Consider the following 24,407-nt stretch of genomic DNA (forward strand, 5'->3'; position numbering starts at 1 on the left):
TGCGGTCAGGGGCGAGGTCTCCGGTCGACGCGGGGTCTGGACGGGCCACGACAGTCGGGACGGCCGAGGTCGTCGGGCGCCAGGCGCCGGGGTCGTGTGGCCCTCGACGACGCGGGGACCGGCCGCAGGCACACGACCCGCCAGCCGACCGAGCACCGCCCCACCGCCCGCCGGTCGGCGCGATGAAACTGCGGGTCCTGCGACGAACCTTCGTCGCAGAACCCGCAGTTTCACCACTTAAGTGGTGAAACTGCCGCCGGTCACCACGACCGCACGAGCGGCAGCGAGTGCGGGCCGCCGGGGCGGACCATGAGGATCTGGTCGACGCCCATGCGGCCGTCGCGGAAGGCCATGGAGCCGCCGACGAGGTAGAGCCGCCAGACCCGCACGACCTCCTCGCCGACCAGCTCGGTGAGGCGGTCGAGGTTCAGCTCGAAGCGCTGCAGCCAGCCGGCGACGGTGAGCACGTAGTGCTCGCGCAGGGCGTGGACGTCGCGGACCTCGAGCCCGGACTCCTCGAGCATGGCGACGGTCTCGCCGACCGGGCGCATGTACATGTCGGGGGCGATGAACGACTCGATGAACGGCCCGCCGCCGGGCCACTTGCCGGTGCGCGACATCTGCTGCACCAGCACGCGGCCGCCGGGCTTGACCGCGCGGCGCAGCGCCTCGGCGTAGGTCGGGTAGTTGCGCTGGCCGACGTGCTCGCCCATCTCGATCGACGACACGGCGTCGAAGTGGTCGCGCTCGGGCACCTCGCGGTAGTCCTGCAGCCGGATCTCGACCCGGTCCTGCAGGCCGCGCTCGGCGATGCGCGCGTCGATGAAGCGCTTCTGCTCCGCCGCGATCGTCACGCCGACCACGCGGGCGCCCCACTTCTCGGCGGCGCGCAGCGACATCGAGCCCCAGCCGCAGCCGACGTCGAGCAGCGTCGAGCCCCCGGTGAGCCCGAGCTTGGTGGCGACCAGGTCGAGCTTGGCCTCCTGGGCCTCCTGCAACGGCTGCTCCGGCGAGGAGTGGTAGCCCGAGGAGTAGGCCATGTTCGGCTCGAGGATCAGCGAGTAGAACTCGTTGGAGAGGTCGTAGTGGTGGCTGATCGCGCGGCGGTCGCGCAGCGCGCTGTGCAGCCGCCCGCGGATGCGCGCCTGCGAGCGCGGGGCGGCCGGCGGGCGGCCGAGCACGCCGATCTCGCGCGCCGTCCTCGCCGCGTTCACCAGGGCGGACGGCGTGGGGCGCGCCCCGCTGAGGCCGCGCTCGCGCGCCACGGCGAAGGCGTAGGTGAGTGCGGTGTCGAGGTCCCAGCGGTCGGTCTCGGGCACGTCGAGCTCACCGGTGACGTAGGCCTGCGCGGCACCGAGCTCGCCCGGGTGCCACAGGAGCCGCCGCACGGCGTCCGGGCTGTTCAGGACGACCAGCGGCCCGTCGACTGAGCCGGCCTCGGAGCCGTCCCAGGCGCGCAGCCGCACCGGCAGCTCGCCGCCGATGAACGGCTCGACGGCCTCGGCCAGCCGGACGGCGACGCCGCTGGCGCCGGCGCCTGTCGCGGGGGCGTCGGTGCGTGTGGTGGTCATGCGTCGTCCCGGGTGAAGGTCAACTGGTGGTCGCCGATGTAGCCCGAGGCGAAGCCGGCGCGGGAGTACTCCAGGTAGAAGTGCCACATCCGCATGAAGGTCTCGTCGAAGCCGAGCGCGAGCACCTGCTCGCGGGCGTCGAGGAAGGACCGGTCCCAGAACCGCAGCGTCGGCACGTAGTGCAGGCCCATCGAGAACGGCTCGTGCATGCGCAGCCGGGTGTGGCTGCGGGTGGTCTCGTCGACCGCCTCGAGCGAGGGCAGCATGCCGCCCGGGAAGATGTACTTGTGGATCCACGTGTAGGTGTTGCGCGTGGCCAGCATCCGGTCGTGCGGCATCGTGATGGCCTGGATGCACACCCGCCCGCCGGGGGCGAGCACGCGGTCGAGGGTCTCGAAGTAGCTGCGCCAGTACTGCCAGCCGACGGCCTCGATCATCTCCACCGACACGATCGCGTCGTAGCTGCCCGCGAGGTCGCGGTAGTCGCAGATCTCGACCGAGATCGACTCCGACAGCCCGGCCGCGGCGATGCGCTGGTCGGCGAGCGCCTTCTGCTCCTCCGAGAGCGTGATGGTGCGGACGACGGCGCCCCGCCGCGCGGCGCGGATGGCGAGCGCCCCCCAGCCCGACCCGATCTCGAGCAGCCGGGTGCCCTCGCCGACCCCGGCCTCGTCGAGCATCCGGTCGATCTTGCGGTACTGCGCCTCCTCGAGGTCCTCGGGCCGCGCCAGCGCCGGGTCGCCGTCGAACAGGGCGGCCGAGTAGCTGAGCGACGGGTCGAGGAACAGCTCGAACAGGTCGTTGGAGAGGTCGTAGTGGTGCGAGATGTTGTTCTTGGAGTTCTTCTTCGAGCTCTTCATCCAGCCCGGCGGCCGCTGGGCGACCACGGTGCGGAAGCGCTGCAGGCTGCGCGGCACGAGGTCGGCCATCTCGGCGGCCAGCACGCCCAGGAAGGCGCCGAGGTCGCCGTCCGGGCCCTCGTCCCACGCGCCGGTGAGGTAGGCCTCGCCGAAACCGATCAGCTGGTGGCGGCCGATGCGGGCGAAGAACTCCTCGGGGCGGTGGACGACGGCGACCGGCCCGCCCTTGCCGAGGGTCTCGCGCCCGCCGGCGTGCGCCGGGTGGTCGAGGTGGACCGTGACGTCGAGCCGGCTCACGGCGGCGGTGAAGAGCCGGCGGGCGATGCGCGCCGAGACGCGGGCGCGCGGCCCCGAGGGGACGACGTCGAGCCCGGGCCAGCGGGAGCGGGTGTCGCGGGCAGGGGTGAGGGTCATCGCACACCTTCCTGTGTGTGGGCCGGGCGCGGACGCACCGGCAGTCGGCGCAGCCACAGCCAGATGCCGTGCGCGCGGATGAGCAGGGAGCCGCGGACGGCGGCAGGGGCGGCCCGCAGCGGGGCCGAGGACGACGGGGCCGCGCGGGTGCCCGTCAGCGAGGCGCTGAAGCGGGCGCGGCCGTCGACGGCGTCGTCGGTGCGCAGCTCGACGACCACGGTGAGCCGGTCGTCGACGGGGGGCGGCACGACGAGGTCGTAGTCACCGCCGACGCCGTGGAACGGCGAGACGTACATCGCCTTCGGGGTCTGCGCCCGACCGTGCTCGTCGGGGTGCACGAGGTAGGCGTGGCGGTCGCCGTAGGTGTTGTGCACCTCGACCACCGTGGCCGCGAGAGCACCGCTCTCGTCGTAGCACCAGAAGACGCTGATGGGGTTGAAGCAGTAGCCCAGCGCCCGGGCCTGCGCGGCCATGAACACCTTGCCGGCGCCGATCTCGACGTCGTGCCGGGCCAGGAACGCCGTCACGTTCTCGCGGATCGAGCGCTCGGGGTCGCCGAGGTGGTCGCGCGCCTCGAAGCGGGCGAGCACGCCGTGGTCGGGCAGGTCGTCGAGGTCGACGACCCACAGGTGCGAGCGCAGCGTGAACCGGCGGCGCCACGGCCTGCGCCGGGTGTGGTTGATCGTCGTGTCGTAGACCCCGGTGCGCACCGGCGGCGCCACGACGGCGGCGGTCTCGGGCCAGGGCAGGCCGAGCCGGGTGGCCGCCGCGAGGCCGGAGCGCGCGCCGTCCTCGTGGAAGCCCCAGCCGTGGTAGGCGCCGGCCAGGACGACCCGGTCGGTGTCGATCTCGGGCAGTCGGGCCTGCGCCGCGACCGAGGTGGGGTTGTAGAGCGGGTGCTCGTAGGCCATGCGGTCGATGACGGTGGCGGGGTCGACGAGGTCGTCGCCGCCCAGGGTCACCAGGTAGCGGACGTCGGTGTCGAGCCGCTGCAGGCGGGTGAGGTCGTAGGTGAGGGCCATGCCCCCCGACGGCAGCCGGCGAGCGTTCCACGACGCCCGGGCGCCCTCGGCCGACGGCAGCAGCGAGGCGTCGGTGTGCAGCAGCGCGGTGTTGGGGGAGTAGGGCATGGCGGCGAGCACCTCGCGCTGCAGCGGCGTCGGCTCGGCGAGCATCGACAGCGCGTGCGAGGGGTGCGTGGCGATGACGACGGCGTCGAAGGACGTCGTGGTGCCGCTGCCGTCGGTGACCTCGACACCGTCGGCGGTCTCGAGCACCGAGGTCACCTTGGTCTCGAGCCGGACGTCGGTGAGGCCGGCGGCGAGGGCGTCGACGTAGGTGCGCGAGCCGCCGGTGACGGTGCGCCACTGCGGCGAGCCGAAGATGCCGAGCATGCCGTGGTGCTGCAGGAACGTGAACAGGTAGCGCGCCGGGTAGTCGAGCGAGACCGCCGGGTCGCACGACCACACGCAGGCCACCAGCGGCTCCATGAAGTGACGCACGAAGTAGGCGGAGAACCGGCCCTCGGCCAGGAACTCGCGCAGGGTGGCGCCGCCGCCGGCGTCGCCGTCGGTCTCGAGCAGGGCCCGGGCGCGGCGGTGGAAGCGCGGGATCTCGGCCAGCATCGCCAGGTAGCGCGGACGACGGAGGTTGTCGGCCCGCGGGAACAGCCCGTGGCGGCCGCGGGCGCCGGCCCACTGCAGGCCGGTCTCGTCGTCGACGATCGACATCGACATCTCCGAGGGCTGCGTGGCGACGTCCAGCTCGGCGAACAGCCGCAGCAGCACCGGGTAGGTGCGCGGGTTGTGCACGATGAAGCCGGTGTCGATGTGCAGCGTGCGGGAGCGGCCGTCGGGGCCGGTCTCGACGACGTTGTGGGTGTCGGCGTGGCCGCCGAGGCGGGCGTCGGCCTCGTAGAGGGTGACCCGGGCGGTGCGCGAGGCCACGTGGGCGGCGACCAGCCCGGCGACGCCGGACCCGACGACCGCGACGGAGCGCGGGGGCATTTAGGCCTGCTCGAGGTCGACGGTGCCGATGACGTTGTCGAGGTCGGGCTCGGGCGGGCCGTCGACGTCCTCGAGCGTGATGCCGACGGCGTTGGCCGTGGCGGCGTCGCCCTCGAGGAGCACCTGGGAGGCGTCGCCGGTCATCTCGCCGGCGTGCACGTAGCGGTCGTCGTGCACCAGCCACAGCTCGTACTTCTTGCCGGCGGGCGCGGCCGGCATGCCCTTGGTCGAGACGGTGGCCTGGTCGCCGGAGCGGACGACGGTGACGGTGGCGCTGCCGACGTCGGCGGTGTAGGTCTGCTCGGTTGCCTGGTCGGAGCCGGGGGCGTCGTCGGTCCAGGGGTGCCACACGGTGGCACCGACCCCGCCGACGACGATCAGCGCAGCAGCCGCTGCGACCAGAGCCGGAAATCGACGTCGGGTCGACCGACCCCGCTCGGCGGCGGCCGCGACGACCGGGGGCAGCGGACGGGTGGTGGCGACCTCGGCGAGGACGGCCTCGCGCAGGGAGGCGGGAGGGGTGGTGGCGCTGGACTCGGCCAGCAGACCGGCGGCGGCACGCAGGGAGGTCACCTCGGCCCGGCACTCGGCGCAGTCGGCCAGGTGCCGCTCGAAGCGGGCGCGCTCGAGGTCGTCGACCGCGTCGACCGCGTACGCGCCCGAGAGGGCATGGATGTCGACGTTCACGACGCGACTCCCATCTTGTCTCGCAGCCTGATCAGGCCGTCTCTGATTCGTGTCTTGGCGGTGCCGACCGGAAGGTCGAGGATGCTGGCGACCTCGGTGTGGGTGTAGCCGCCGAAGTAGGCCAGCTCGATCGCCTCGCGCTGGACGACGGTGAGGCCGTCGAGCGCCTTGCGGACCCGTTGCGCCTCCAGCGAGGCCTGCACGGCGTCGGCGGTGACGTCGTGGTCGACCGGTTGGTTCTGCTGGTGGTAGCTGGTGTCGCGGCGGGTGCTGGCCTCGGCCGAGCGGACCCGGTCGACCGCCTTGCGGTGGCACAGGGTCATCAGCCACGACAGGGCGCTGCCGCGATCGCCGTCGAAGCGGGCCGAGGTGCGCCAGACCTCGAGGAAGGCCTCCTGGGCCACCTCCTCGGCCTGGGCCGGGTCACGCACGACGCGCAGCGCGAGCCCGAAGACCCGCTTGGACGTCGCGTCGTACAGCTCGGCGAACGCGGCCTGGTCGCCCCGGGCCGAGCGCCGCAGCAGCTCGGCCAGGTGCTCGCCCTCGGACGGCGTGGGGCCGCGGTGGCCCGCCGGCACCCCACGTGGGGTGCCGGCGGACTCCGGGGGCAAGGTGCTCACGAGAGTGATTCTCGCGTGTTCCTCGTGGGGACGTCGACCGTGGGCTGGATCAGCCCGCGGCCAGCGGGCCGGTGAGCACGGTGTCGATGACGTAGACCGTGGCGTTGCCGGTCTGGATGCCGCCGCAGAGGATCTTGGCCTCGGCGACGCCGTCCGAGACGGTCACGTTGTCGGGGTCGGTCATCGGGTCGCCGCTGACGGTCAGCGCGTCGCCGGCCAGCGGGGTCTGCTCGCCCACGATGGCGTCGGCGTCGACGCGGGTGCCGAGCACGTGGTGCTGCAGCACGGTGGCCAGCGGGCTGTCCTGCTCCGCGGCGGTGTCGAGCAGGCCCTGCAGGTCCTTCTGCGGGATCTTCTCGAACGCGGTGTCGGCCGGCGCGAAGACGGTGTACTCGGCGCTCTCGTCGTCGAGGGTGCCGGCCAGGCCGGGCACGGCGCCGACGGCGGCGACGAGCGTCTTCAGCAGCGGGTTGGTGCTCGCGGCGGTGGCGACCGGCTGGTCGGTCATCGCGGAGAGCGAGCCGGGCTCGCCCTCGGCCGGGAGGTCACCGCAGGCGGGGCCGAAGGTGGTCATGTCGCCACCCATGTCCTCGCTGGCGTCCTCGCTGGGCGTGTCGGTCATGCCGCCCGTGTCCTCGCTGGGCGTGTCGGTCATGTCGCCACCGGTGTCGGAGGAGGTCTCGCTCCCGCCGGCGTTGGTGTCGTCGCCGTTGTCGTCCTCGCTGCCACACGCGGCGAGCGAGACGGAGAGGGCGAGCACGGCGGCCGCGGCGGTGCCGCGACGGGCGATGGTGAGCTTCATGGTGATGCCCTTTCGGGGGTTGGGGAACTTCATCGGTTGTTCGGACCCGCTGGGCACCCGGATGGGTGAGGGCGGGGTGCAGATGGGTCGCCGGGCGAGAAATCTCAGGTCAGAGATCTGGCCGAGAGCTCAGGCGACGTTGAACAGCAGCGAGTGGATGCCGGACGCGCCACCGGGGAACGGGGCGGCGATGGCGTCGGTCTGCGTCTTGCCGTCGCCGCTCTTCACGCGCGCCGAGACGTTGTGCTGGCCGGACTCGAGGTCGCTGGCCTCGAAGTACCACTGGCGCCAGTAGACGTTGTTGACGTCGGGCCCGAGCTTGGCGTCCTTCCAGGCCCCGCCGTCGATGCTGACCTGCACGGTCTTGGCGCCGTCGTCGTTCTGGGCCCACGCGACGCCGCCGAAGACGACCTTGGCGCCGTCGAGCTTGTCGGAGCCGCGAGGGGTGTCGATGCGGGCGGACGGCTTGATCGGGGCGCGGGTGTCCCACTTGCGCTCGGTCCAGTACGCCTCCTGCTCGGCGTAGGTGGTCAGCGTCAGCTTGGTCAGCCACTTGGTGGCGCTGATGAAGCCGTAGAGGCCGGGGATGACCAGGCGCACGGGGAAGCCGTGGGCACGGGGCAGCGGCTCGCCGTTCATGCCGACGCAGATCATCGCGTCACGGCCGTCGGTGGCGAGGTCGAGCGGGGTGCTGATCGTCATCCCGTCGAAGTCGGTGGAGAGGATCTGGTCGGCCCCGCCGCCGACGCCGGCCATGTCGAGCACCGTCTTCAGCGGGACGCCGAGCCAGCGCGCGCCGCCGACGTACTTGCCGCCGACGGTGTTCGAGACGCAGGTGAGCGTGATGTCGCGCTCGATCATCGGCATCTCGAGCAGCTCGTCGAAGGTGATCGTGAGCTTGTTCTCGACGTCACCGTCGACGGTGAGCGTCCAGTCCTCCGAGCCCACCACGGGCGTGTCGAGCCGGGTGTCGACGCGGTAGAACTCCGAGTTCGCGATCACCAGCGGGGTGATGCCCGGGATCGTCTTGCTCAGGTCGCGCGGCAGCGGCGGCGCCGACTCGCCGGGGGCGGGGTCGGGCAGGGCGACGTCCTCGGGCTCGGCGCGCTTGCCGATGATGAAGCGGCCCAGGCCGCCGAAGACCGCGGCGGCGCCGGCGAGCACGCCGGTGGCGATCAGGACGCCGCGGCGCGACGGCTTGCTCGCGGTCGCGCTGCGGGCGCCCTCGCCCTGGATGACGTACTCGTCGTCGGCGGTGCTGCCGGTGGTGCCGGTGGTGCCGGTGGTCCCGGCTGCGCCCTCGGCCTTGGCGACCTCGACGGTGGAGCGGGCGCGCGGGTCGAGCGAGCGGCCCTGGGCGCTGCAGTGCAGCCACCAGAGGCCGCCCACACCGGCCACGAGCGTCAGCAGCACGGGGACGACGTCCAGCGCGGTGACGGTCGGACGGGTCAGCACGGCGACGCCGGCGACGAGCACCAGGGCGGCGAGCATGCCACCGCCGATCGCGAAGCTGCGCCGGGCCAGCACGCCGGCGATGGCCGCCAGCACGAGGACGCCGACCAGCACCGAGCCGACCAGGACGACCTTGTCGTAGTTGCGGGCGGCGAAGTCGAACGGGCCGATGCTGAACCCGTCGGACTCGAAGTTGCGGATCGCCCACTCCTTCACCGAGACCGGCGTGAGGTCGATGACCGAGGAGCCCACGGCGAGCACGGGGGAGGAGTCGGGGTTGAGCAGGGCGGCCGTCAGGTGCCCCACGGCCATGCCGAACAGGGTGGCGACGAGGCCGAAGAGGGCGTAGAGCCGGCGGGAACGCATGAGGGGTGTTCGTCGCGGTGGGGCCCGGCGGATGGGTGCGGCGGGTGGTCCGCGGGAGCGGTGCGGCCGGTGGGGCAGGATTGACGGCGTGACCGACGCCGCCGCCGCCGCCGAGCTCGTCCACTACGACCTCGACGGTGCCGTGGCCACGGTCACGCTCGACTCGCCGCACAACCGCAACGCCCTCTCGCGGCAGCTGGTCACCGAGCTGGCCGAGCGCCTCGAGCGGGCCGAGGTCGACGCCGACGTGCGGGTCGTGGTGCTGGCGGCCACGGGCACCGTCTTCTGCTCCGGCGCCGACCTCTCCGAGGCCTCCGCCGAGGGGATGTCGGCCGGCGTGCAGGCCATCGTGGGCCTGCAGCGGTTCGTGGTGGGCATGTCGAAGCCGGTCGTGGCGCGGGTGCAGGGGGCGGTGCGCGCCGGCGGCATCGGCCTGGTCGCCGCCAGCGACGTCGCGGTGGCGGTGCGGGGCGCCACCTTCGCCTTCAGCGAGGTCAAGCTGGGCCTCGCGCCGGCTGTGATCTCGCTCACGGTGCTGCCGCGGCTCACCTCGCGCGCCGCCGCCTACACGTTCCTGTCCGGCGAGGTCTTCAACGGCGACGACGCGGTCGCAGCCGGCCTGGTGACGCGCGCGGTGAGCCCCGACGAGCTCGACGAGGCGGTCGGCCAGGTGTGCGCCTCGCTGGCCACCGGCGCGCCGCAGGGGCTGCGCGAGACGAAGGCGCTGCTGGCGCGCGACCTGCTCGACCGCATCGACGCCCGGGCCGACGACATGGCGGCGCTCTCGGCGCGGCTGTTCGCCTCAGACGAGGCCCGCGAGGCGATGACCGCGTTCCTCACCCGGGGCCGCTGACCGGCGCGTTCGTGCCGCGCCGGGGCGCGCGAGGCCCGATGATGCTGCCCGTGCTGCACATGCCCGACCCGCGCGCCCTCTCCACCGGTCTCGCCGGCGTCCTCGTCGTGGGGCTGCTCGCCGCCGGCTGCGGCGGCGGCTCGGAGGAGGCACCCGCCCCCGACCCCCAGGTCGAGCTGTCGTTCACCTTCACCTCCGACGGCGGCGACGGCTTCGTCGACCAGACCCTCGACATCACCAACGAGGGCGACGCCGCGGGAGCGACCGTGCTGGCCTACACCGCGCTGGCCGACGACGGCAGCGAACTGCCCGGGGTGAAGGTGGCCACCGCGTTCGGCAGCGACCGCGGCGGCCTCGTGGTGCCGGCGAGCACGCAGGTCTACGACGTGCTGCGCTTCACCGGCAAGGACGCGCGCCGGGTGAGCGACGTGCGGGTCGAGGTGACCGACCCCGGCACGCTCGAGGACGACGTCCCGCCCGCCAACGACATCGCCCTCAAGCTCTTCGACCCCACCGGACGGCGCACCCAGAACGACGAGCTCGCCCGGCTGAGCGTGCGCAACCCCTTCGACCAGCCGATCACCGTCGACGTCGTCGGGCTCGAGTTCCCCGACGACAGCTCGGGGACGACGGGCAAGGCCCCGGCCGTGGAGCAGTTCACCCGGGCCAGCCTGCTGGTGGGCCCGCTCACCGTCGAGCCCGGCACCACCGCCTCGGCCAAGGTGCCGCGCCGCTACCTGACCCGCTTCTTCGGCAGCGTCGAGACCCACCTCACCGTCGCGGGCTGAGCCCCGCGGGTGCCCGGCACGCGCCACGATCGGGCTCCGGCGGCCCGCGTTCCTTAGGATGGAGAGCTGGCCCGCACGGCGGGCCGCGCACCACCGCTCCACCGCACATCGCTCCACCGCACCTCCCAGGGGACACATCCGGTGACCGACCACACCGCCGAGCGCGAGCTGGCCGCCGAGCAGGCGTTCGTCGACCGCGTGCACCGCCAGCTCGAGCACGCGGGCCGCGCCGCCCAGCAGCTCGCCCGCGAGGGCCACGACCGCGGCCGCCTCGGGCACGAGGGCGGCCTCGTCGAGCGCGACGCGATGGTCTTCCAGGCCGCCAAGCGCATCGCGCAGCTGGACGCCGCCCACGAGGGCCTGGTCTTCGGCCGCCTCGACCTGCGCCCCGACGTCGACGGCGAGCCCCGCTACATCGGCCGCATCGGGCTGCGCGACGCCAACCGCGACTCGTTGCTCGTCGACTGGCGGGCTCCCGCGGCCGCAGTGTTCTACCAGGCCACCGCCGCCGAGCCGAGGGACGTCGTCCGCCGGCGCGTGCTGCGCTCGCAGGGCACGCGCGTGCTCAGCATCGAGGACGAGCTGCTCGACGCCGAGGGCAACGCCGACGACCTCCCGATCGTCGGCGAGGGCGCGCTCATGGCGCAGCTCTCGCGGGCCCGCGACCGCACGATGCACTCGATCGTGGCGACCATCCAGGCCGAGCAGGACCGCGCCATCCGGGCGCCGTCCAAGGGCGTCACCTCGATCTCCGGCGGCCCCGGCGTCGGCAAGACCGTCGTCGCGCTGCACCGCGCCGCCTACCTGCTCTACACCGACCGGCGCCGCTACGAGACCGGTGGCGTGCTCGTCGTCGGGCCCAGCGGCGTCTTCATGCGCTACATCGAGCGGGTGCTGCCCTCGCTCGGCGAGACCGCGGTCGCGCTGCGCTCGCTCGGCGAGGTCGTCGACGGCCTGCGTGCCACGCGGCACGACGAGCCGGCCGTGGCCGCGGTGAAGGGGTCGGCGCGCATGACCGAGCTGATGCGCCGCGTCGCGCGGCAGCAGGCGCCCGGCAGCCCCCGCGAGTTCCGCATCTTCTGGTACGACAACACGATCCTCCTCGACCGCGGGCTGCTCGGCCGGGTGCGCCGCCAGCTGATGTCGGGCGGACGCCGCAACCGCCAGCAGTCGCGCGTGGTCGGCGCGCTGCTCGACGCCATGTGGCGCCAGGTGCGCAGCCCCCGCGGGCGCGACCGGGGCCGCGTGGCCTTCGACGACGACCTGCGCGGCACCGACGAGTTCCTCGAGTTCGCCGACGCCTGGTGGCCGGTGCTCACCGCCACCGAGGTGCTCGGCTGGCTGCGCGACCCCGAGCTGCTGGCCCGGGTCGGGGAGGGCCTCGTCGACGAGGAGGAGCAGCGGCTGCTGCTGAAGTCGTGGGACGCCGCGGGGCCCCGGCCCGACCGCCCCGACCTCGCCATCGACGACGTCCCGCTCGTCGACGAGCTGCGCTACGCCCTCGGCGACCCGCCGGCCGCGCAGGTCGAGGAGCGCGGCGGGCCGGAGGGGGTCTCCGAGCGCATGCGCGAGCTGCTCACCGCCTCCGACCGCGAGTACGCCGGTGGCACCGGCTGGCGGCCGCCCACCTACTCCATCGACGACGACGGCTTCGCGCACGTGCTCATCGACGAGGCGCAGGACCTCTCGCCGATGCAGTGGCGCATGGTCGGACGCCGCGGCCGCGCCGCGTCGTGGACCATCGTCGGCGACCCGGCGCAGTCGGTCTGGCCGGTGCCCGCCGAGGCCGCCGAGGCGCGGGCCGAGGCGCTGGCCGGCAAGGCCGAGCACGCCTTCCACCTCTCGACCAACTACCGCAACTCGGCCGAGATCTACGCCTACGCCGCCGACTACGCCCGCCGGGTCGGCCTCGACGCCGACCTGCCCACCGCCGTCCGCTCCACCGGCGTCGAGCCGCGCGAGGTCGCCGTCCCGACCGGCCCCGACGGCCCCGACCTCGAGGCCGTCGTCCGCGAGGCCGTCGGCGACGTCGCCGGCCGGGTCGCCGGCACGGTGGGCATCGTCGTCCCCGTCGCCCGGCGCGCCGAGGTCGGCGCGTGGCTGGCGTCGTGGCCCGAGCACGCCGAGGCGACCGCCGGCCCCGCCGACGACGCCCGCGTCGTCGTCCTCACCGGCCTCGACACCAAGGGCCTGGAGTTCGACGGCGTCGTCGTCGTGCGCCCGCAGGAGATCGAGGACGAGTCCGCCACCGGCCGCGCCACCCTCTACGTCGTCCTCACCCGCGCCACCCAGCTGCTGACCGTCGTCGGCTGAGGCGGCTCCCGGGCGGGAGTTTCACCACTTAAGTGGTGAAACTGCGGGTTCTGCCACGAACCTTCGTCGCACAACCCGCAGTTTCGTCGGGCGCTCGGGGGTCCACACGCATCGAGGTGACAGTTGAGTGACTCAGGCATCTGTCGTACGGTCGCGTCATGGCCCGGCTCGAGAACCTCCTCGGCGTCCTGTCGCTCGCGGTCGCCGACGCGATGCACGACCACGACGCGGGGGCGGGGCTGAGCCGCTCCGAGCAGGCCGTGCTCGTCAGCGTGCTCGCCCACCCCGGCCGTCCGGTGTCGTGGCTGCGCGAGCTGCTCGGGCTGACGACGTCGGGCGTGACCCGGCTGGTCGACGAGCTCGAGCGCGAGGGGCTGCTCGAGCGGCGTCCGGGGGCCGACGCGCGCACCAAGGCCGTCGTCGTCACCCGCCGCGGCAGCACGCGCGCCCGGCAGGTCCTCCGTCGTCGCGAGGAGGCGGCCGAGGCGATGCTGCGCCCCCTCTCGGACGACGAGCGCGCCACCCTCGAGACGCTCGTGGCCGGCCTCGTCGCCCGCCTCACCGACGACCGCGTGGACGCCGAGCGTCTGTGCCGCATGTGCGACCGCCGCGCCTGCCACGGCGTCCCGGCCACCCCCGACGGCTGCCCGCTCGCCCACACCGTGCCGGCGTGACCCGGCGTGACCCGGCGTGACCCGGCGTGACCCGGCGTGACCCGGCGTGACCCGGCGCGACCCGGCGCGACCCGGCATGCCCGGCGTGATCCCGTGACGACCACCGACGGCCCCGCCGAGGTCGAGGCCACCCACCGCACCGTGCTGCCCGGCGTGGCGATGATCGCGATCACCTTCGGGCTGGCGCGCTACGGCTATGGCCTGCTGCTGCCCGACATGCAGCGCGACCTCGGGCTGGCGCCGTCCGCCGCGGGCCTGATCTCCTCCGGCGGCTACGCGGCCTACCTCGCGGCCAACCTGGGCGTCGTCCCGCTGACCACCCGCCGCGGCGCCCGGGCCGCCGTCCTCGCCGCGGCCGCCAGCGCGGCGGCGGGCATGGCGGTGGTCGCGGTGGCGACCGGACCCGTCGTCCTCGCGCTCGGGGTCGCCCTCGCCGGGGCGGCGTCGGGGTTCGCGTTCCCGCCGTACGCCGAGGTGGTGGCCCGCCGGGTCGAGGCGCCGCGCCGGGACGCCGCGTGGTCGGCCATCAGCTCGGGCACCGGCTGGGGCGTGGCGCTCGCCGGGCCGGTCGCCATCCTCGCCGGTGAGCAGTGGCGCCTCGCGTGGGCCGTCTTCGTGGCGGTCGCGGTGGCCGTCGGCGCGTGGGCCTGGTGGTGGGCGCCCACGGGCCGGTCGGGTCCGGTGCGGCGCCCGCAGCTGAGCCCGTCGTGGTTCCTGTGCCCCCGCTCGGGGCCGCTGCTGGTCTCGTCGGTGCTCGTCGGTCTCGGCAGCGCGGTGTTCTGGTCGTTCTCCGTCGAGGCGCTCGGCCGCGCCGGTCTCGACCCCACCACGGCCCGCGCCCTGTACGCCGTCGGCGGCGCGGCCATGCTGCTGGGCTCGTTCAGCGGCGTCGTGTTCGCGCGGCTCGGTCTGCGCCGCGGCTACCTGGCGGCCTGCCTGCTGCTGGCGGCCTCGCTCGGCGGCTTCGCCGTGGGCCGGGACGCCGTCGTCCCGGCCGTGCTCGCGGTCGTCGGCTTCGCCGCCGCCTACGCCGCGGTCATCGCCGCGCACGGGGTCTGGAGCGCCCGCGTCTTCGCCGAGCACCCCGCCGCCGGGCTCGCGGCCGTGAGCACCGCCCTCACCCTCGGCACCCTGCTCGGACCCACCCTCGCCGGGCTCGTCGTCGCCCCGCTCGGCTACGGCGTCGTCTTCGCGCTCGCGGGCGCGACCGTGCTCGCCGCCGTGCCGTTCTGCCCGCCCACGGCGGCCCGCGCCGCCGTCCTCGAGCGGCACGTGTGCCGGGCCGCGCCGGTGCGCGACGAGCCCTGACGAGGTGACGGGGCGCACGGTCCCGGCGTGACCTGGCGGACGCCGGCTCGTTGCCCCCCACGTCCCCCCCCGGTGCCGTCGTCCCCCAACGAGGAGCAACCTCATGGCTCGTGTCCGCCGTCCGTCCCGCGGTCTGACCGCCCTGTCCGCCGGAGCCGTCGCGCTGCTCGCCGGCGCCGTGCTCGCCGCCCCCGGCGGCGCGAGCGCCAGCAGCCCCGCCGCAGCGTCGTCGGCAGCGAGCGTCGCCGACGTCTCGCCGTTCCTGGCCCGACAGCTCGCCCGCACGACGTCCGGACTGCTGCCGGTGATGGTGCACGGCGAGACCCTCGCCGACGCGAACCGCGCCGTCGCGGCCGCCGGGCTGACCAAGGTCACCAGCTTCGACAAGATCGGCGTGGTCGTCGCCACCGGCAGCGAGGCGGCGGTCGAGCGCGTGCGCCGCGAGCCCGGCGTCACCTACGTCGAGGGCAACCAGCCCATCCGGTTCCTCGACGACACCTCCAACGTCGCGACCCGCGGTGCCGAGGCCATCGAGACCCGCACCGGCGCCGACGGCTCGCCGCTCGACGGCCGGGGCGTCTCGGTCGCCGTCATCGACTCCGGTGTCGACCCGACCCACCCCTACCTGCAGGACGACGACGGCAGCGCCGTCGTGGCCAACCTCAAGACCGTGTGCGACCCGCTCGAGGCGTTCTGCAGCGTGCAGGAGGTGCCGAACATCGTCGACACCGACACGCTGTCGGTCGGCGGCCACGGCACCCACGTCAACGGCATCGTGGCCGGCCGGCCCACGAAGCTGGCCGGCGGCGAGACGGTGCAGGGTGCCGCCCCCGGCGCCAAGCTGGTCTCGCTGTCCACCGGCGCCGGGCTGGTCATCATCGGCGCCGACGCCGCGCTGAACTGGGTGCTGGAGAACCACGAGGCGCCGTGCGGCGCGGGCGTGCCCGTCGCCGAGTGCCCGCCCATCAAGGTCACCAACAACTCCTACGGGCCCACCGGCGGCGGCGAGTTCGACCCGAACTCGGCCACCGTGAAGCTGCAGCGCGCGCTCGTCGACGAGGGCGTGGTCACCGTCTGGGCCGCCGGCAACGACGGCGGCGACGGCTCGACGTCGCTCACCAACCCGCCGGGCCAGGACCCCACCGGCGGCATCCTCTCGGTCGCCTCCTACTTCGACCAGGACACCGGCACCCGCGACGGCGTGGTCTCGGAGTTCTCCTCGCGCGGCCAGGACGGCGCCCAGCAGACCTACCCCGACGTCTCGGCGCCGGGTGAGGCCATCACGTCGTCGTGCCGTCTCTACCTGCCGATCTGCGCCACCGGGCTCGACCCGCGCAACGGCCCCGGCCCGCTCGACCTCGGCACCTTCAACACCATCAGCGGCACCTCGATGGCCGCGCCGCACGTGGCGGGCATCGTCGCCCAGCTCTTCCAGGCCGACCCCACCGCCACCCCGGCCGAGATCGAGGCCGCGCTGAAGCAGACCGCCTACAAGTACACCGACGGCGCCGCCTACGAGGCCGGCGACCTCGGCACCACCTCGTTCGACAAGGGCTACGGCCTCGTCGACGTCGTGGCCGCCACCGACGCCCTCGGCTGAGCCCGCCGACACCCGACGCGGCTGGCCGACCGGACCGCCCGCACCTGGAGGACGACCCCCCACCCTCCAGGTGCGGGCCCGGTCCGTCTGTGCGACGCGCGCGCCGGACGTCGTCCGGCCGCACCTAGAGTGCCGCCATGACCGAGCCGGCCCGACCGGGCGCCCGTGAGGCCATCGCCGCGCTGCAGCAGCACGAGGCGTGGGCGATCATCCGGCGCTCCACCCGGGCCGGCGACCGCGACACCGTCGGCCTCGTCGGCGGACGCCGCTCCGAGGTCGCCTCGCTGCTCGACGTCCCGCTGGCGGACGGCGTCCCCGAGCCCGGGCACATCGCCGATCGGCTGCTCGCCGTCCCGTTCCGGCAGGTGGCCGAGCGTGGGTTCGAGGCGCACGACGACGGGACGCCGCTCGTGGTCGTCGACGTCGAGACCGAGCAGGAGTTCAGCGTCGCCGAGGTGGTCGCGGCGATCGACGACGTGCCGGTCGACTTCGCCGACCGCGGCGGCTTCGAGACCGACGACGCCGAGTACGCCAGGCTGGTCGCCGCGATCATCGACGACGAGATCGGGCAGGGCGAGGGCGCCAACCTCGTCGTCGGCCGCCACTACCGCGCCACCGTCGCCGACTGGGGCGCCGCCACGGCGCTCGCGGTCTTCCGGCGGCTGCTCGAGCGCGAGCGCGGCGCCTACTGGACCTTCGTCTTCTTCACCGGCGACCGCTACCTGATCGGCGCGAGCCCCGAGCGGCACGTCACCGTGCACGGCGGCGACGTGCGCATGAACCCGATCAGCGGCACCTTCCGCATCCCCACCGACGGGGTGCGCGGCCGGCTGCTCGACTTCCTGCGCGACGAGAAGGAGATCTACGAGCTCTTCATGGTCGTCGACGAAGAGCTGAAGATGATGTGCGACGTCTGCTCGGAGGGCGGGCAGGTGCTCGGGCCGTTCCTCAAGCCGATGAGCCGGCTGGTGCACACCGAGTACCTGCTGGCCGGTCGCACCGACCGCGACCCGCGCGAGGTGCTGCGCGACACGATGTTCGCCGCCACGGTCACCGGCTCGCCGGTCGAGAACGCCTGCCGTCTGATCAAGCGCTACGAGACCGGCGGGCGTGGCTACTACGGCGCGGCGCTGGCGATCCTCGGCCGCGACGAGGCCGGCGAGCCCGTCGTCGACAGCCCGATCGTCATCCGCACGGCCGACGTCGACCTCGACGGCCGGCTCACCGTGACCGCCGGCGCCACCCTCGTGCGCGACTCCGACCCCGACTACGAGGTCGCCGAGACCCACGCCAAGGCGGGCGGCATCCTCAGCGCGTTCGGGCTGGTGCCGCCGGCGCCGGTGCCGGACGTCGACCTCGCCGAGCTGGTCGCCGACGAGGACGTGCTGCTGACCCTCGACGCCCGCAACCGCCGGCTCAGCTCGTTCTGGCTGCGCGACCAGCAGGGCTCGCCGCCCGACCCGCGGCTGGCCGGGCGCAGCGTCGTCGTCCTCGACGGCGAGGACGACTTCGTCAACATGCTGCGCCACGTGCTCGGCGTCCTCGGCCTCACCACCACCGTGGTGCGTCACGACGACTACGTGCCGGGCTGCCTCGACGGCTACGACCTCGCCGTCGTCGGCCCCGGGCCGGGCGACCCGCGCGACGACGCCGACCCGAAGATGGCGTCACTGCGGCACGCCGTCGCCTCCCTGCTCGCGCAGGAGCGGCCGTTCCTCGCGGTGTGCCTGGGCCACCAGGCGCTGTGCCACGAGCTCGGCGTCCCGCTGGCCTACAAGGACATCGTCTTCCAGGGCACGCAGTCGGCGGTCACCGTCGACGGCCGGCCCGAGCGGGTCGGGTTCTACAACACCTTCGTCGGCCGGGCCGAGGAGGGCACCGCCCTGCCGGACGGCGTGACGGTCGACGCCGACCCCGAGACCGGCGACGTGCACCACCTGCGCGGCCCGCACTACCGCGGCATCCAGTTCCACGCCGAGTCGATCCTCACCGAGCGCGGCTACGACGTCCTGCACGACCTGGTCGCCGGGCTGCTGCTGGACGACGCGTGAGGCTGCCGCACCCGGGCGAGCCGCTGCCGCCGGTGCTCGAGCTGCGGCAGTCGCCGTGGCGCATGACCGGCATCGCGGTGCTCGCGCTGCTGATGGTGCTCGGGTCGCTGCTGGTGATGGTCGGCGGCGCCGAGGCCTGGCCGCTGCTGCTCGTCGGCGGGTTCGGCGTGCTGTTCTTCGGGGCGGCGCTCGTCTTCGCCGTCTCGCGGGCGGTGCGGCGTCCGGTGGCCGTGCGCCTCGACCACGAGGGCTTCGTCGACCGGACGGCGCTCGGCTCGCCGGGCGCGGTGCCCTGGCGGGAGGTGCTCTCGGTGCGCCCCGCGGGCTTCGGCGGCCAGCCGTTCGTGGGGGTCGCGCTGGTCGAGCCCGGCACGACGCTCGCGCGGCTGCCGGGCGCACGACGCCGGCTGGCCGCGACCAACGCGCGGCTGACCGGCCACCCGGTCAACCTCAACGTGCGCGGGCTCGGCGTCTCGGACGACGAGCTGGCCGCGCTGATGGAGCGCTACCGGCTCGCCTCCGGCGGGCCCGGCGGGCCGGGCGGGCCGGGCGCTCCGGGCCCGCCGCCGGGTCAGCCGGCGATGCCGTAGAGCCGGTCGCCCGCGTCGCCGAGGCCGGGCACGATGTAGCCCTTCTCGTTGAGCCGCTCGTCGAGCGCCGCGGTGACCACGGTGATCGGCACGTCGAGGCCGGCCACGCCCGCCTCGAGGTTGGCGCAGCCCTCCGGCGCGGCCAGCAGGCAGATGCAGGTGATGTCGTCGGCGCCGCGGTCGGTGAGGAAGCGGATGGCGGCCGCCAGCGTGCCGCCGGTGGCCAGCATCGGGTCGAGCACGTAGCACTGGCGGCCCGAGAGGTCGTCGGGCAGCCGCTCGGCGTAGGTGGAGGCCTCGAGGGTCTCCTCGTTGCGCACCATGCCGAGGAAGCCGACCTCGGCGGTGGGCAGCAGCCGCATCATCCCGTCGAGCATGCCGAGACCGGCGCGCAGGATCGGCACCACGAGCGGCTTCGGGGTGGCCAGGCCGACGCCGGTCACCGGCGCGACCGGGGTGGTGACCTCCACCGGCTCGACGCGCACGTCGCGCGTGGCCTCGTAGGCGAGCAGCGTCACCAGCTCGTCGGCCAGGCTGCGGAACGTGGGGGAGTCGGTGCGTTCGTCGCGCAGCACGGTCAGCTTGTGGTGCACCAGCGGGTGGTCGACGACGTGCGTGCGCATGGCCAGAACCCTAGTGCGGGGCGCGGCGGGGCGCCGCGCCGCAACGGGGTTGACCAGCCCCTGGGCGGCGAGGACGCTGGACGCATGGTCGAGCAGCTCGGTGAGGTCGACTTCGCCCTCGCCGCCTTCCGGCGCGACGACCGCTGGGTGGTCGACGAGCTGTCCCACGACCTGCCGGCCGACGTCGAGTCGCTGGGCCGTGCGCTCGGACGGTTCGCCGACGACGGCCCGGTCGGGGCGCTCGGGCTGGTCGCCATCGACGACGACTTCCTCCTCATCCTGCGCGTGGTGGCCGGCCGCACCCGGCTGCTGCTCTCCGACGTCACCGCCGCCGAGGAGTGGGACCTCGCGCAGTCGGCGCTCGAGGCGCTCGGGCTGCCGTCGTCCGACGACGACGAGCAGGTGCCCGCGGGCGACCTCGACCTGCTGGGCGACCTCGGGCTCGGCGAGGTCGAGCTCGGCGTCATGCTCGACGACCCCGACCTCTACCCCGACGAGCTGCTCTCCGACGTCGCGCGGATCGTGGGCTTCGGCGAGCTCTTCGACGACGTCGTCGGCCTCACCTCGGCGTGATCGAGCGGTGGCGGGCGCCGATGACGGCGGCCCTGGCGCAGGCGCGGGCGGCGCTCGACACCGGTGACGTGCCGGTCGGAGCCGTGGTGGTCGACGAGGCGCTCGAGGTGATCGGGGTCGGGCGCAACGTGCGCGAGGCCGACGCCGACCCGACCGGCCACGCGGAGGTCGTGGCGCTGCGGGCGGCCGCGGCCGCGCGGGGGGAGTGGCGTCTTGACGGCTGCACGCTCGTGGTCACGCTCGAGCCGTGCACGATGTGCGCCGGCGCCGCCGTGCTCTCGCGGGTCGACCGCGTCGTCTTCGGTGCCCACGACGACAAGGCGGGGGCCGTCGGGTCGCTGTGGGACGTCGTCCGCGACCGGCGGCTGAACCACCGGCCGGAGGTGCTGGCGGGCGTGCTCGCGGCCGAGTCGACGGCGCTGCTGGAGACGTTCTTCACCGGACGGCGCGGCGCCCCCCGATGAGTCCGGGGCCGCCGCCGGGTCGGTCCTCACATGCAGACCATCGACCTGGCTCCGGCCGCGAGCGCGACCGCGGACGTCGTCCGCGGCCTCACCGACGACGACCTCGCCCGCCCCACCCCGTGCCCGGCCTACACCGTGGCCGACCTCGTCGACCACGTCGGCGGGCTGTGCGTCGCCTTCACGGCGGCCGCCCGTAAGACGCCCCTCGGTGAGGAGGGTGGCGCGCCGAGCGGTGACGGCGCCCGCCTCGAGCCCGGCTTCCGCGACCGCGTCGCCGGCGCGCTCGACGAGCTGGCCGCCGCCTGGACCGACCCCGCCGCCTACGAGGGGATGACGCAGGCCGGCCCGGTGCAGCTGCCGGGGTTCGTGGCCGCGCAGGTCGCGCTCAACGAGGTGGTCGTCCACGGGTGGGACCTCGCCGTCGCCACCGGGCAGCCCTACGCCACCGACCCGACCGCGGTCGCGACGTGCCGTGGGTTCGTGGACTCCTTCGAGCCGCCCGAGGGCGGCGCGGCCGACGACGGCGGCCTCTTCGGCCCACCCGTCGCCGTCCCGGACGACGCACCCCCGCTCCACCGCCTCGTCGGCGCCGCCGGCCGCGACCCCCACTGGACGCCGGCCGGCTGAGCCCCGACTCCCACGATGGTCGAGGTGCGAGGCCGCCCACGGGACCCGGCGAGGTCAACGCCGACTCGGCTCCACGGACCCTGAGCCTGTCGAAGGGACGTCGTCCGCCGTCCACCGGTGGTCGAGCAGGCCGAGCGTCTGCGCGAGGCCGTCGTCGAGACCCCGGACGGTCAACGCGAAGCCGCCCACACGGACCCTGAGCCTGTCGAAGGGGACGACGCCCGCCACCGCTTGCGTGGAGGGCCGGCGGTCTTGAGGCTCGTCGCCAGGGCTCCTCGCACCTCGACCATCGGCGGGGCCTCACGGTGGTCGAGGTGCGAGGCCGGCCACGGCCGAGCCTCGAGACCCGGCAACCGTCAGCGGAAGGCGATGGTGCTCGAGCAGGCGGCCGGGCCGCCGATCTTCTTGACCGTCAGCTTGAACACGTCGCGGCCGGCGGTGTTCGGCCGGGTGCGGTCGACGTCGATGTCGCCGTCGGCGTCGACGCGGCGCACCTGGTTGTAGAAGACGCCGCCGTCCTGGCGGAGCGTGATGCGCCACTGGTCGCCGCGGCGGCCGTCGAGGTCGACGTCGACCTCGTAGCGGCCGTCGTCCTTCTCGACCTCGAAGTCGACCGGCGAGCCGGCGCAGCGGAACTGCCGCTCGGCGGCCGAGGCGGGGGTGGCGGTGGCCAGGGCGAGCGGGGTGGCGAGCAGGGCGGCGGCGCCGAGGCCGGCGGTGACGGTGCGGAGGACGGACATCGGGGAGCTCCTCGGGAGTGGCGGCCCGCCGGGTGCGGGCCGATGCGAGAACCCTCGCGGCCGGGGGTGAGGGGTCGGTGAGCCCGAGGTGAGACCCCTCTCATCAAGCCGTCAGTCGTCTCGCTGTCGGGCCCGGTGGGCCGCCGCCTTGACCCGGTTCTGGCACGCCTCGGAGCAGAACCGCCGCGTGCCGTTGCGGCTGACGTCGACGAAGACCCGGTCGCACGCCGGGGCCGCGCACACCCCGAGCCGCTCGGCGTTCTCGCTGCCCACCACCATCGCCAGCGCCACCCCCATGCCGCCGCCCCAGCCGCTCGGGTCGCGGTCGGCCGGGCCGTGGAAGTGCAGGTGCCACGGCTCCTCGTCGTGGCGCGACAGCTCGGGCGTGGGTCGGTAGGCGGCGAGCAGGCGGTTGGCGGCCCCGGCGGCCGCGTGCAGGTCGCCGACGTCGGCCGCCTCGAAGACGGCCCGGGCCGCCCGCCCCACCTCGAGCAGCGCGGCGCACTCGGCGGGCGCGGGGTCGCGGGCCCGGCGGGAGCCGGCGCGCAGGGCCGCCCCGATGGCGGCCGTCAGCTCGTCGCCCTCGGGCGGTCGGTAGGGCCGGCCGCGCCGCTCGCCGGGGGTCACGACGTCGACGAGCGCCGCCGCGGCCAGGACGACGCCGTCCAGGTGACTGTCGAAGTGCACTTGACCAGTTACTCCTGTCCGCCTACGTTCATGACTGTCGAAACATCATATGACAGTGACGGAGGCTCGAGCATGACCCTGACCGCCGACCAGGCCCGCGACTGGCTCCACCGGTGGGACGCCCAGCAGGAGCACTACATCCCCGACCGCGAGGACCGCTTCGCCGTCATCGCCGACGTCGTCGAGACGGCCGTGACGACCCTCCCGGCCGACCGGCCCGTGACGATCGTCGACCTCGGCGCCGGCCCGGGCTCGCTCTCGGCGCGGCTGCTCGACCGGCTGCCCGGCTCGCGGGTCGTCGCCATGGACGCCGACGCGCTGCTGCTCGGCCTGGCCCGGGCGGCGTACGACGGGCTGACCGTCGTCGAGCGCGACCTGCGCGAGGCGGGCTGGCTGGACGCCGTCGCCGCGGCGGCCGGCGGCGAGGGCACGGTCGACGCCGTCGTCTCGACCACCGCGCTGCACTGGCTCACCCGCCCCGAGCTCGCCGAGGTCTACCGCGGCGCGGCCCGGCTGCTGCGGCCCGGCGGGCTGCTGGTCAACGGCGACCACCTCGACGAGTCCGAGCCGACCCTCGCCGCCCTCACCGCCCACGTCCGCGACCGCCGCCGCGCCCGCCAGGGCGTGCTCGAGCACGAGGACTGGCAGACGTGGTGGGACGCCGTCGCCGCCGCCCCCGAGCTCGCTCCGCTGGCCGCCGAGCGCGGCCCGCGTCCGATCGAGCACCACGTCGACGACGTCCCCACCGCCGCCGACCACCGCGCGCTGCTGCTCGAGGCCGGCTTCGCCGAGGCCGGCACCGTGTGGCAGTACGGCGACGACCGCGTGCTCGTCGGCGTCCGCTGACCTCGATCCGATTCGCACCCCTCCGCGACGGTTCGGTAACCTTCGCGACGGTGGCGTGTCCGAGCGGCCTAAGGAGAACGCCTCGAAAGCGTTTGTGGGCGCAAGTCCACCGAGGGTTCAAATCCCTCCGCCACCGCCAGCCAGTCGACCAGCCCCCGGTCTGCCTCAGCAGACCGGGGGCTGTCGCCGTCCCGGCCGCTTCGGCCAGTCCAGTTCGCCCCCCCGTCAGCCTCGGTCGGCCGCGTCGACGCCACCGGGCCGCACGCCCGCGACCCACATGTCGGCGATCTGGTCGACGCACGACGGGTCGAGCCGGTAGAGCGCGAGGGAGAAGATGACGGCGGTGCCGAGCGCGGTGCGCGCGGTGACGTAGTCGAGGGCGGGGTCGATCTCGCCCCGCGCGACGCCGCGCTCCCAGATGGGCCGCATGTAGGCGTCGCTGCTGCCGCCGATGGTCTCCTGGAAGCGCTGGTTGGCGCCGTCGTCGGCGATCGCGTGCCCGATCTGCGAGCCGAGCGCGGCCCGGGCCGCCCGCGAGTCGATGGTCGGCACCACCGCCTGCACGACCGCCCGGATGTCGCCGCGCAGCGTGCCGGTGTCGACCTGCTCGACCGGGGCCGAGCCCGCCACGTTGAGCGCGACGACGACCTGGTCGCGGTTGGCGAAGCGCCGGTAGACGGTCGGCTTGCCGACGCCGGCCCGCTCGGCGATCGCCTCCATGGTGAGCGACTCGTAGCCGGACTCGTCGATGAGCTCCTGCGCCGCGCCGAGGATGCGCTGCTCGATCGCGGGGTCACGGGGTCGTCCCACGGTGGCTCCTCCCCCCGGGTCCGGACGTGCCTGCCGCGGCCGGGCCCGAGGGCGCCGACCGCGACAGGGTGAAGAGGGTGAT

Annotated in this window: 23 protein-coding genes and 1 tRNA gene; 13 read left to right on the forward strand and 11 right to left on the reverse strand. The window is 74.5% G+C overall.

Features of this window, described 5'->3' with window-relative positions:
* Positions 1–260 precede the first annotated feature (260 nt).
* The 7 genes from ABEA04_RS02760 to ABEA04_RS02790 form a co-directional block, all read right to left on the reverse strand.
* Positions 261–1,571, reverse strand: a complete 1,311-nt coding sequence (locus ABEA04_RS02760; RefSeq protein WP_345454291.1) for a class I SAM-dependent methyltransferase — start codon at positions 1,569–1,571, stop codon at positions 261–263.
* On the reverse strand, positions 1,568–2,845 hold the full coding sequence (locus ABEA04_RS02765) for a class I SAM-dependent methyltransferase (protein WP_345454293.1): 1,278 nt from the start codon (positions 2,843–2,845) through the stop codon (positions 1,568–1,570). Before ABEA04_RS02765 ends, ABEA04_RS02760 begins: the two co-directional genes overlap by 4 nt.
* Positions 2,842–4,851: an FAD-dependent oxidoreductase gene (locus ABEA04_RS02770; protein WP_345454295.1), complete on the reverse strand. Its 2,010-nt coding sequence runs from the start codon at positions 4,849–4,851 to the stop codon at positions 2,842–2,844. The genes ABEA04_RS02765 and ABEA04_RS02770 overlap by 4 nt, the downstream gene beginning before the upstream one ends.
* Positions 4,852–5,538 carry an anti-sigma factor gene (locus ABEA04_RS02775; protein ID WP_345454297.1) on the reverse strand — a complete coding sequence of 229 codons (687 nt, stop codon included), beginning with the start codon at positions 5,536–5,538 and terminating at the stop codon, positions 4,852–4,854.
* Entirely contained in the window at positions 5,535–6,158 is a 624-nt protein-coding gene (locus ABEA04_RS02780; protein WP_345454299.1) for a sigma-70 family RNA polymerase sigma factor, read from the reverse strand. The genes ABEA04_RS02775 and ABEA04_RS02780 overlap by 4 nt, the downstream gene beginning before the upstream one ends.
* 49 nt (positions 6,159–6,207) lie before the next feature.
* Positions 6,208–6,960: a fasciclin domain-containing protein gene (locus ABEA04_RS02785; protein ID WP_345454301.1), complete on the reverse strand. Its 753-nt coding sequence runs from the start codon at positions 6,958–6,960 to the stop codon at positions 6,208–6,210.
* Positions 6,961–7,089: 129 nt separating this feature from the next.
* Positions 7,090–8,778, reverse strand: a complete 1,689-nt coding sequence (locus ABEA04_RS02790; RefSeq protein WP_345454303.1) for a molybdopterin-dependent oxidoreductase — start codon at positions 8,776–8,778, stop codon at positions 7,090–7,092.
* An 88-nt stretch (positions 8,779–8,866) separates the two neighbouring features.
* On the opposite strand from ABEA04_RS02790, the gene ABEA04_RS02795 reads away from it, so the two are divergent.
* The 8 genes from ABEA04_RS02795 (at position 8,867) to ABEA04_RS02830 (ending at position 18,955) form a co-directional block, all read left to right on the forward strand.
* Positions 8,867–9,631 carry an enoyl-CoA hydratase family protein gene (locus ABEA04_RS02795; protein ID WP_345454305.1) on the forward strand — a complete coding sequence of 255 codons (765 nt, stop codon included), beginning with the start codon at positions 8,867–8,869 and terminating at the stop codon, positions 9,629–9,631.
* A gap of 50 nt (positions 9,632–9,681) precedes the next feature.
* Entirely contained in the window at positions 9,682–10,419 is a 738-nt protein-coding gene (locus ABEA04_RS02800) for a hypothetical protein (RefSeq protein ID WP_345454307.1), read from the forward strand.
* Between the two features lie 141 nt (positions 10,420–10,560).
* Complete coding sequence (locus tag ABEA04_RS02805) at positions 10,561–12,732, forward strand: HelD family protein (protein ID WP_345454309.1); 2,172 nt, start codon at positions 10,561–10,563, stop codon at positions 12,730–12,732.
* Positions 12,733–12,890: 158 nt separating this feature from the next.
* A complete protein-coding gene (locus ABEA04_RS02810; protein WP_345454310.1) occupies positions 12,891–13,406 on the forward strand; it encodes a MarR family winged helix-turn-helix transcriptional regulator in 516 nt (171 codons plus the stop codon).
* A 93-nt stretch (positions 13,407–13,499) separates the two neighbouring features.
* Entirely contained in the window at positions 13,500–14,714 is a 1,215-nt protein-coding gene (locus tag ABEA04_RS02815; RefSeq protein WP_345454312.1) for an MFS transporter, read from the forward strand.
* A gap of 103 nt (positions 14,715–14,817) precedes the next feature.
* Complete coding sequence (locus ABEA04_RS02820) at positions 14,818–16,314, forward strand: S8 family serine peptidase (protein WP_345454314.1); 1,497 nt, start codon at positions 14,818–14,820, stop codon at positions 16,312–16,314.
* A 137-nt stretch (positions 16,315–16,451) separates the two neighbouring features.
* A complete protein-coding gene (locus ABEA04_RS02825; protein WP_345454316.1) occupies positions 16,452–18,365 on the forward strand; it encodes an anthranilate synthase family protein in 1,914 nt (637 codons plus the stop codon).
* Positions 18,362–18,955, forward strand: a complete 594-nt coding sequence (locus ABEA04_RS02830) for an STM3941 family protein (protein WP_345454317.1) — start codon at positions 18,362–18,364, stop codon at positions 18,953–18,955. The genes ABEA04_RS02825 and ABEA04_RS02830 overlap by 4 nt, the downstream gene beginning before the upstream one ends.
* Here ABEA04_RS02830 and upp read toward each other — a convergent pair.
* The gene (gene upp / locus ABEA04_RS02835; protein WP_345454319.1) at positions 18,937–19,578 is read right to left on the reverse strand and encodes a uracil phosphoribosyltransferase; all 642 of its coding nucleotides are present in this window, start codon (positions 19,576–19,578) and stop codon (positions 18,937–18,939) included. The two genes, ABEA04_RS02830 and upp, sit on opposite strands and share 19 nt — an antisense overlap.
* 84 nt (positions 19,579–19,662) lie before the next feature.
* Here upp and ABEA04_RS02840 point away from each other — a divergent pair, with 84 nt between their 5' ends.
* The 3 genes from ABEA04_RS02840 to ABEA04_RS02850 are packed head-to-tail and all read left to right on the forward strand — an operon-like array spanning position 19,663 to position 21,242.
* Positions 19,663–20,151 carry a tRNA adenosine deaminase-associated protein gene (locus ABEA04_RS02840; protein WP_345454321.1) on the forward strand — a complete coding sequence of 163 codons (489 nt, stop codon included), beginning with the start codon at positions 19,663–19,665 and terminating at the stop codon, positions 20,149–20,151.
* 20 nt (positions 20,152–20,171) lie between these two features.
* On the forward strand, positions 20,172–20,615 hold the full coding sequence (gene tadA / locus ABEA04_RS02845) for a tRNA adenosine(34) deaminase TadA (protein WP_345454323.1): 444 nt from the start codon (positions 20,172–20,174) through the stop codon (positions 20,613–20,615).
* 30 nt (positions 20,616–20,645) lie between these two features.
* Positions 20,646–21,242, forward strand: a complete 597-nt coding sequence (locus tag ABEA04_RS02850; protein WP_345454325.1) for a TIGR03086 family metal-binding protein — start codon at positions 20,646–20,648, stop codon at positions 21,240–21,242.
* A gap of 356 nt (positions 21,243–21,598) precedes the next feature.
* Here ABEA04_RS02850 and ABEA04_RS02855 read toward each other — a convergent pair whose 3' ends face one another.
* On the reverse strand, positions 21,599–21,982 hold the full coding sequence (locus ABEA04_RS02855) for a hypothetical protein (RefSeq protein ID WP_345454327.1): 384 nt from the start codon (positions 21,980–21,982) through the stop codon (positions 21,599–21,601).
* A 111-nt stretch (positions 21,983–22,093) separates the two neighbouring features.
* A complete protein-coding gene (locus ABEA04_RS02860) occupies positions 22,094–22,669 on the reverse strand; it encodes a CGNR zinc finger domain-containing protein (protein WP_345454329.1) in 576 nt (191 codons plus the stop codon).
* 72 nt (positions 22,670–22,741) lie between these two features.
* Here ABEA04_RS02860 and ABEA04_RS02865 point away from each other — a divergent pair, with 72 nt between their 5' ends.
* Both ABEA04_RS02865 and ABEA04_RS02870 read left to right on the forward strand, forming a co-directional pair.
* A complete protein-coding gene (locus tag ABEA04_RS02865) occupies positions 22,742–23,515 on the forward strand; it encodes a class I SAM-dependent methyltransferase (RefSeq protein WP_345454331.1) in 774 nt (257 codons plus the stop codon).
* 49 nt (positions 23,516–23,564) lie between these two features.
* Positions 23,565–23,654 (forward strand) — tRNA-Ser (locus ABEA04_RS02870).
* Positions 23,655–23,740: 86 nt separating this feature from the next.
* Here the strand turns inward: ABEA04_RS02870 and ABEA04_RS02875 are convergent.
* A complete protein-coding gene (locus ABEA04_RS02875) occupies positions 23,741–24,325 on the reverse strand; it encodes a TetR/AcrR family transcriptional regulator (protein ID WP_345454333.1) in 585 nt (194 codons plus the stop codon).
* Positions 24,326–24,407 lie beyond the last annotated feature (82 nt).

The organism is Nocardioides marinquilinus, assembly GCF_039543705.1.
GTDB lineage: Bacteria > Actinomycetota > Actinomycetes > Propionibacteriales > Nocardioidaceae > Nocardioides > Nocardioides marinquilinus.

Coding starts and splice junctions, on each gene's coding strand:
- ABEA04_RS02825 (WP_345454316.1), top strand. CDS start 16,452: ATGACCGAGCCGGCCCGACCGGGCGCCCGTGAGGCCATCGCCGCGCTG.
- ABEA04_RS02865 (WP_345454331.1), top strand. CDS start 22,742: ATGACCCTGACCGCCGACCAGGCCCGCGACTGGCTCCACCGGTGGGAC.
- ABEA04_RS02840 (WP_345454321.1), top strand. CDS start 19,663: ATGGTCGAGCAGCTCGGTGAGGTCGACTTCGCCCTCGCCGCCTTCCGG.
- ABEA04_RS02765 (WP_345454293.1), bottom strand. CDS start 2,845: ATGACCCTCACCCCTGCCCGCGACACCCGCTCCCGCTGGCCCGGGCTC.
- ABEA04_RS02820 (WP_345454314.1), top strand. CDS start 14,818: ATGGCTCGTGTCCGCCGTCCGTCCCGCGGTCTGACCGCCCTGTCCGCC.
- upp (WP_345454319.1), bottom strand. CDS start 19,578: ATGCGCACGCACGTCGTCGACCACCCGCTGGTGCACCACAAGCTGACC.
- tadA (WP_345454323.1), top strand. CDS start 20,172: ATGACGGCGGCCCTGGCGCAGGCGCGGGCGGCGCTCGACACCGGTGAC.
- ABEA04_RS02810 (WP_345454310.1), top strand. CDS start 12,891: ATGGCCCGGCTCGAGAACCTCCTCGGCGTCCTGTCGCTCGCGGTCGCC.
- ABEA04_RS02785 (WP_345454301.1), bottom strand. CDS start 6,960: ATGAAGCTCACCATCGCCCGTCGCGGCACCGCCGCGGCCGCCGTGCTC.
- ABEA04_RS02855 (WP_345454327.1), bottom strand. CDS start 21,982: ATGTCCGTCCTCCGCACCGTCACCGCCGGCCTCGGCGCCGCCGCCCTG.
- ABEA04_RS02790 (WP_345454303.1), bottom strand. CDS start 8,778: ATGCGTTCCCGCCGGCTCTACGCCCTCTTCGGCCTCGTCGCCACCCTG.
- ABEA04_RS02770 (WP_345454295.1), bottom strand. CDS start 4,851: ATGCCCCCGCGCTCCGTCGCGGTCGTCGGGTCCGGCGTCGCCGGGCTG.
- ABEA04_RS02760 (WP_345454291.1), bottom strand. CDS start 1,571: ATGACCACCACACGCACCGACGCCCCCGCGACAGGCGCCGGCGCCAGC.
- ABEA04_RS02850 (WP_345454325.1), top strand. CDS start 20,646: ATGCAGACCATCGACCTGGCTCCGGCCGCGAGCGCGACCGCGGACGTC.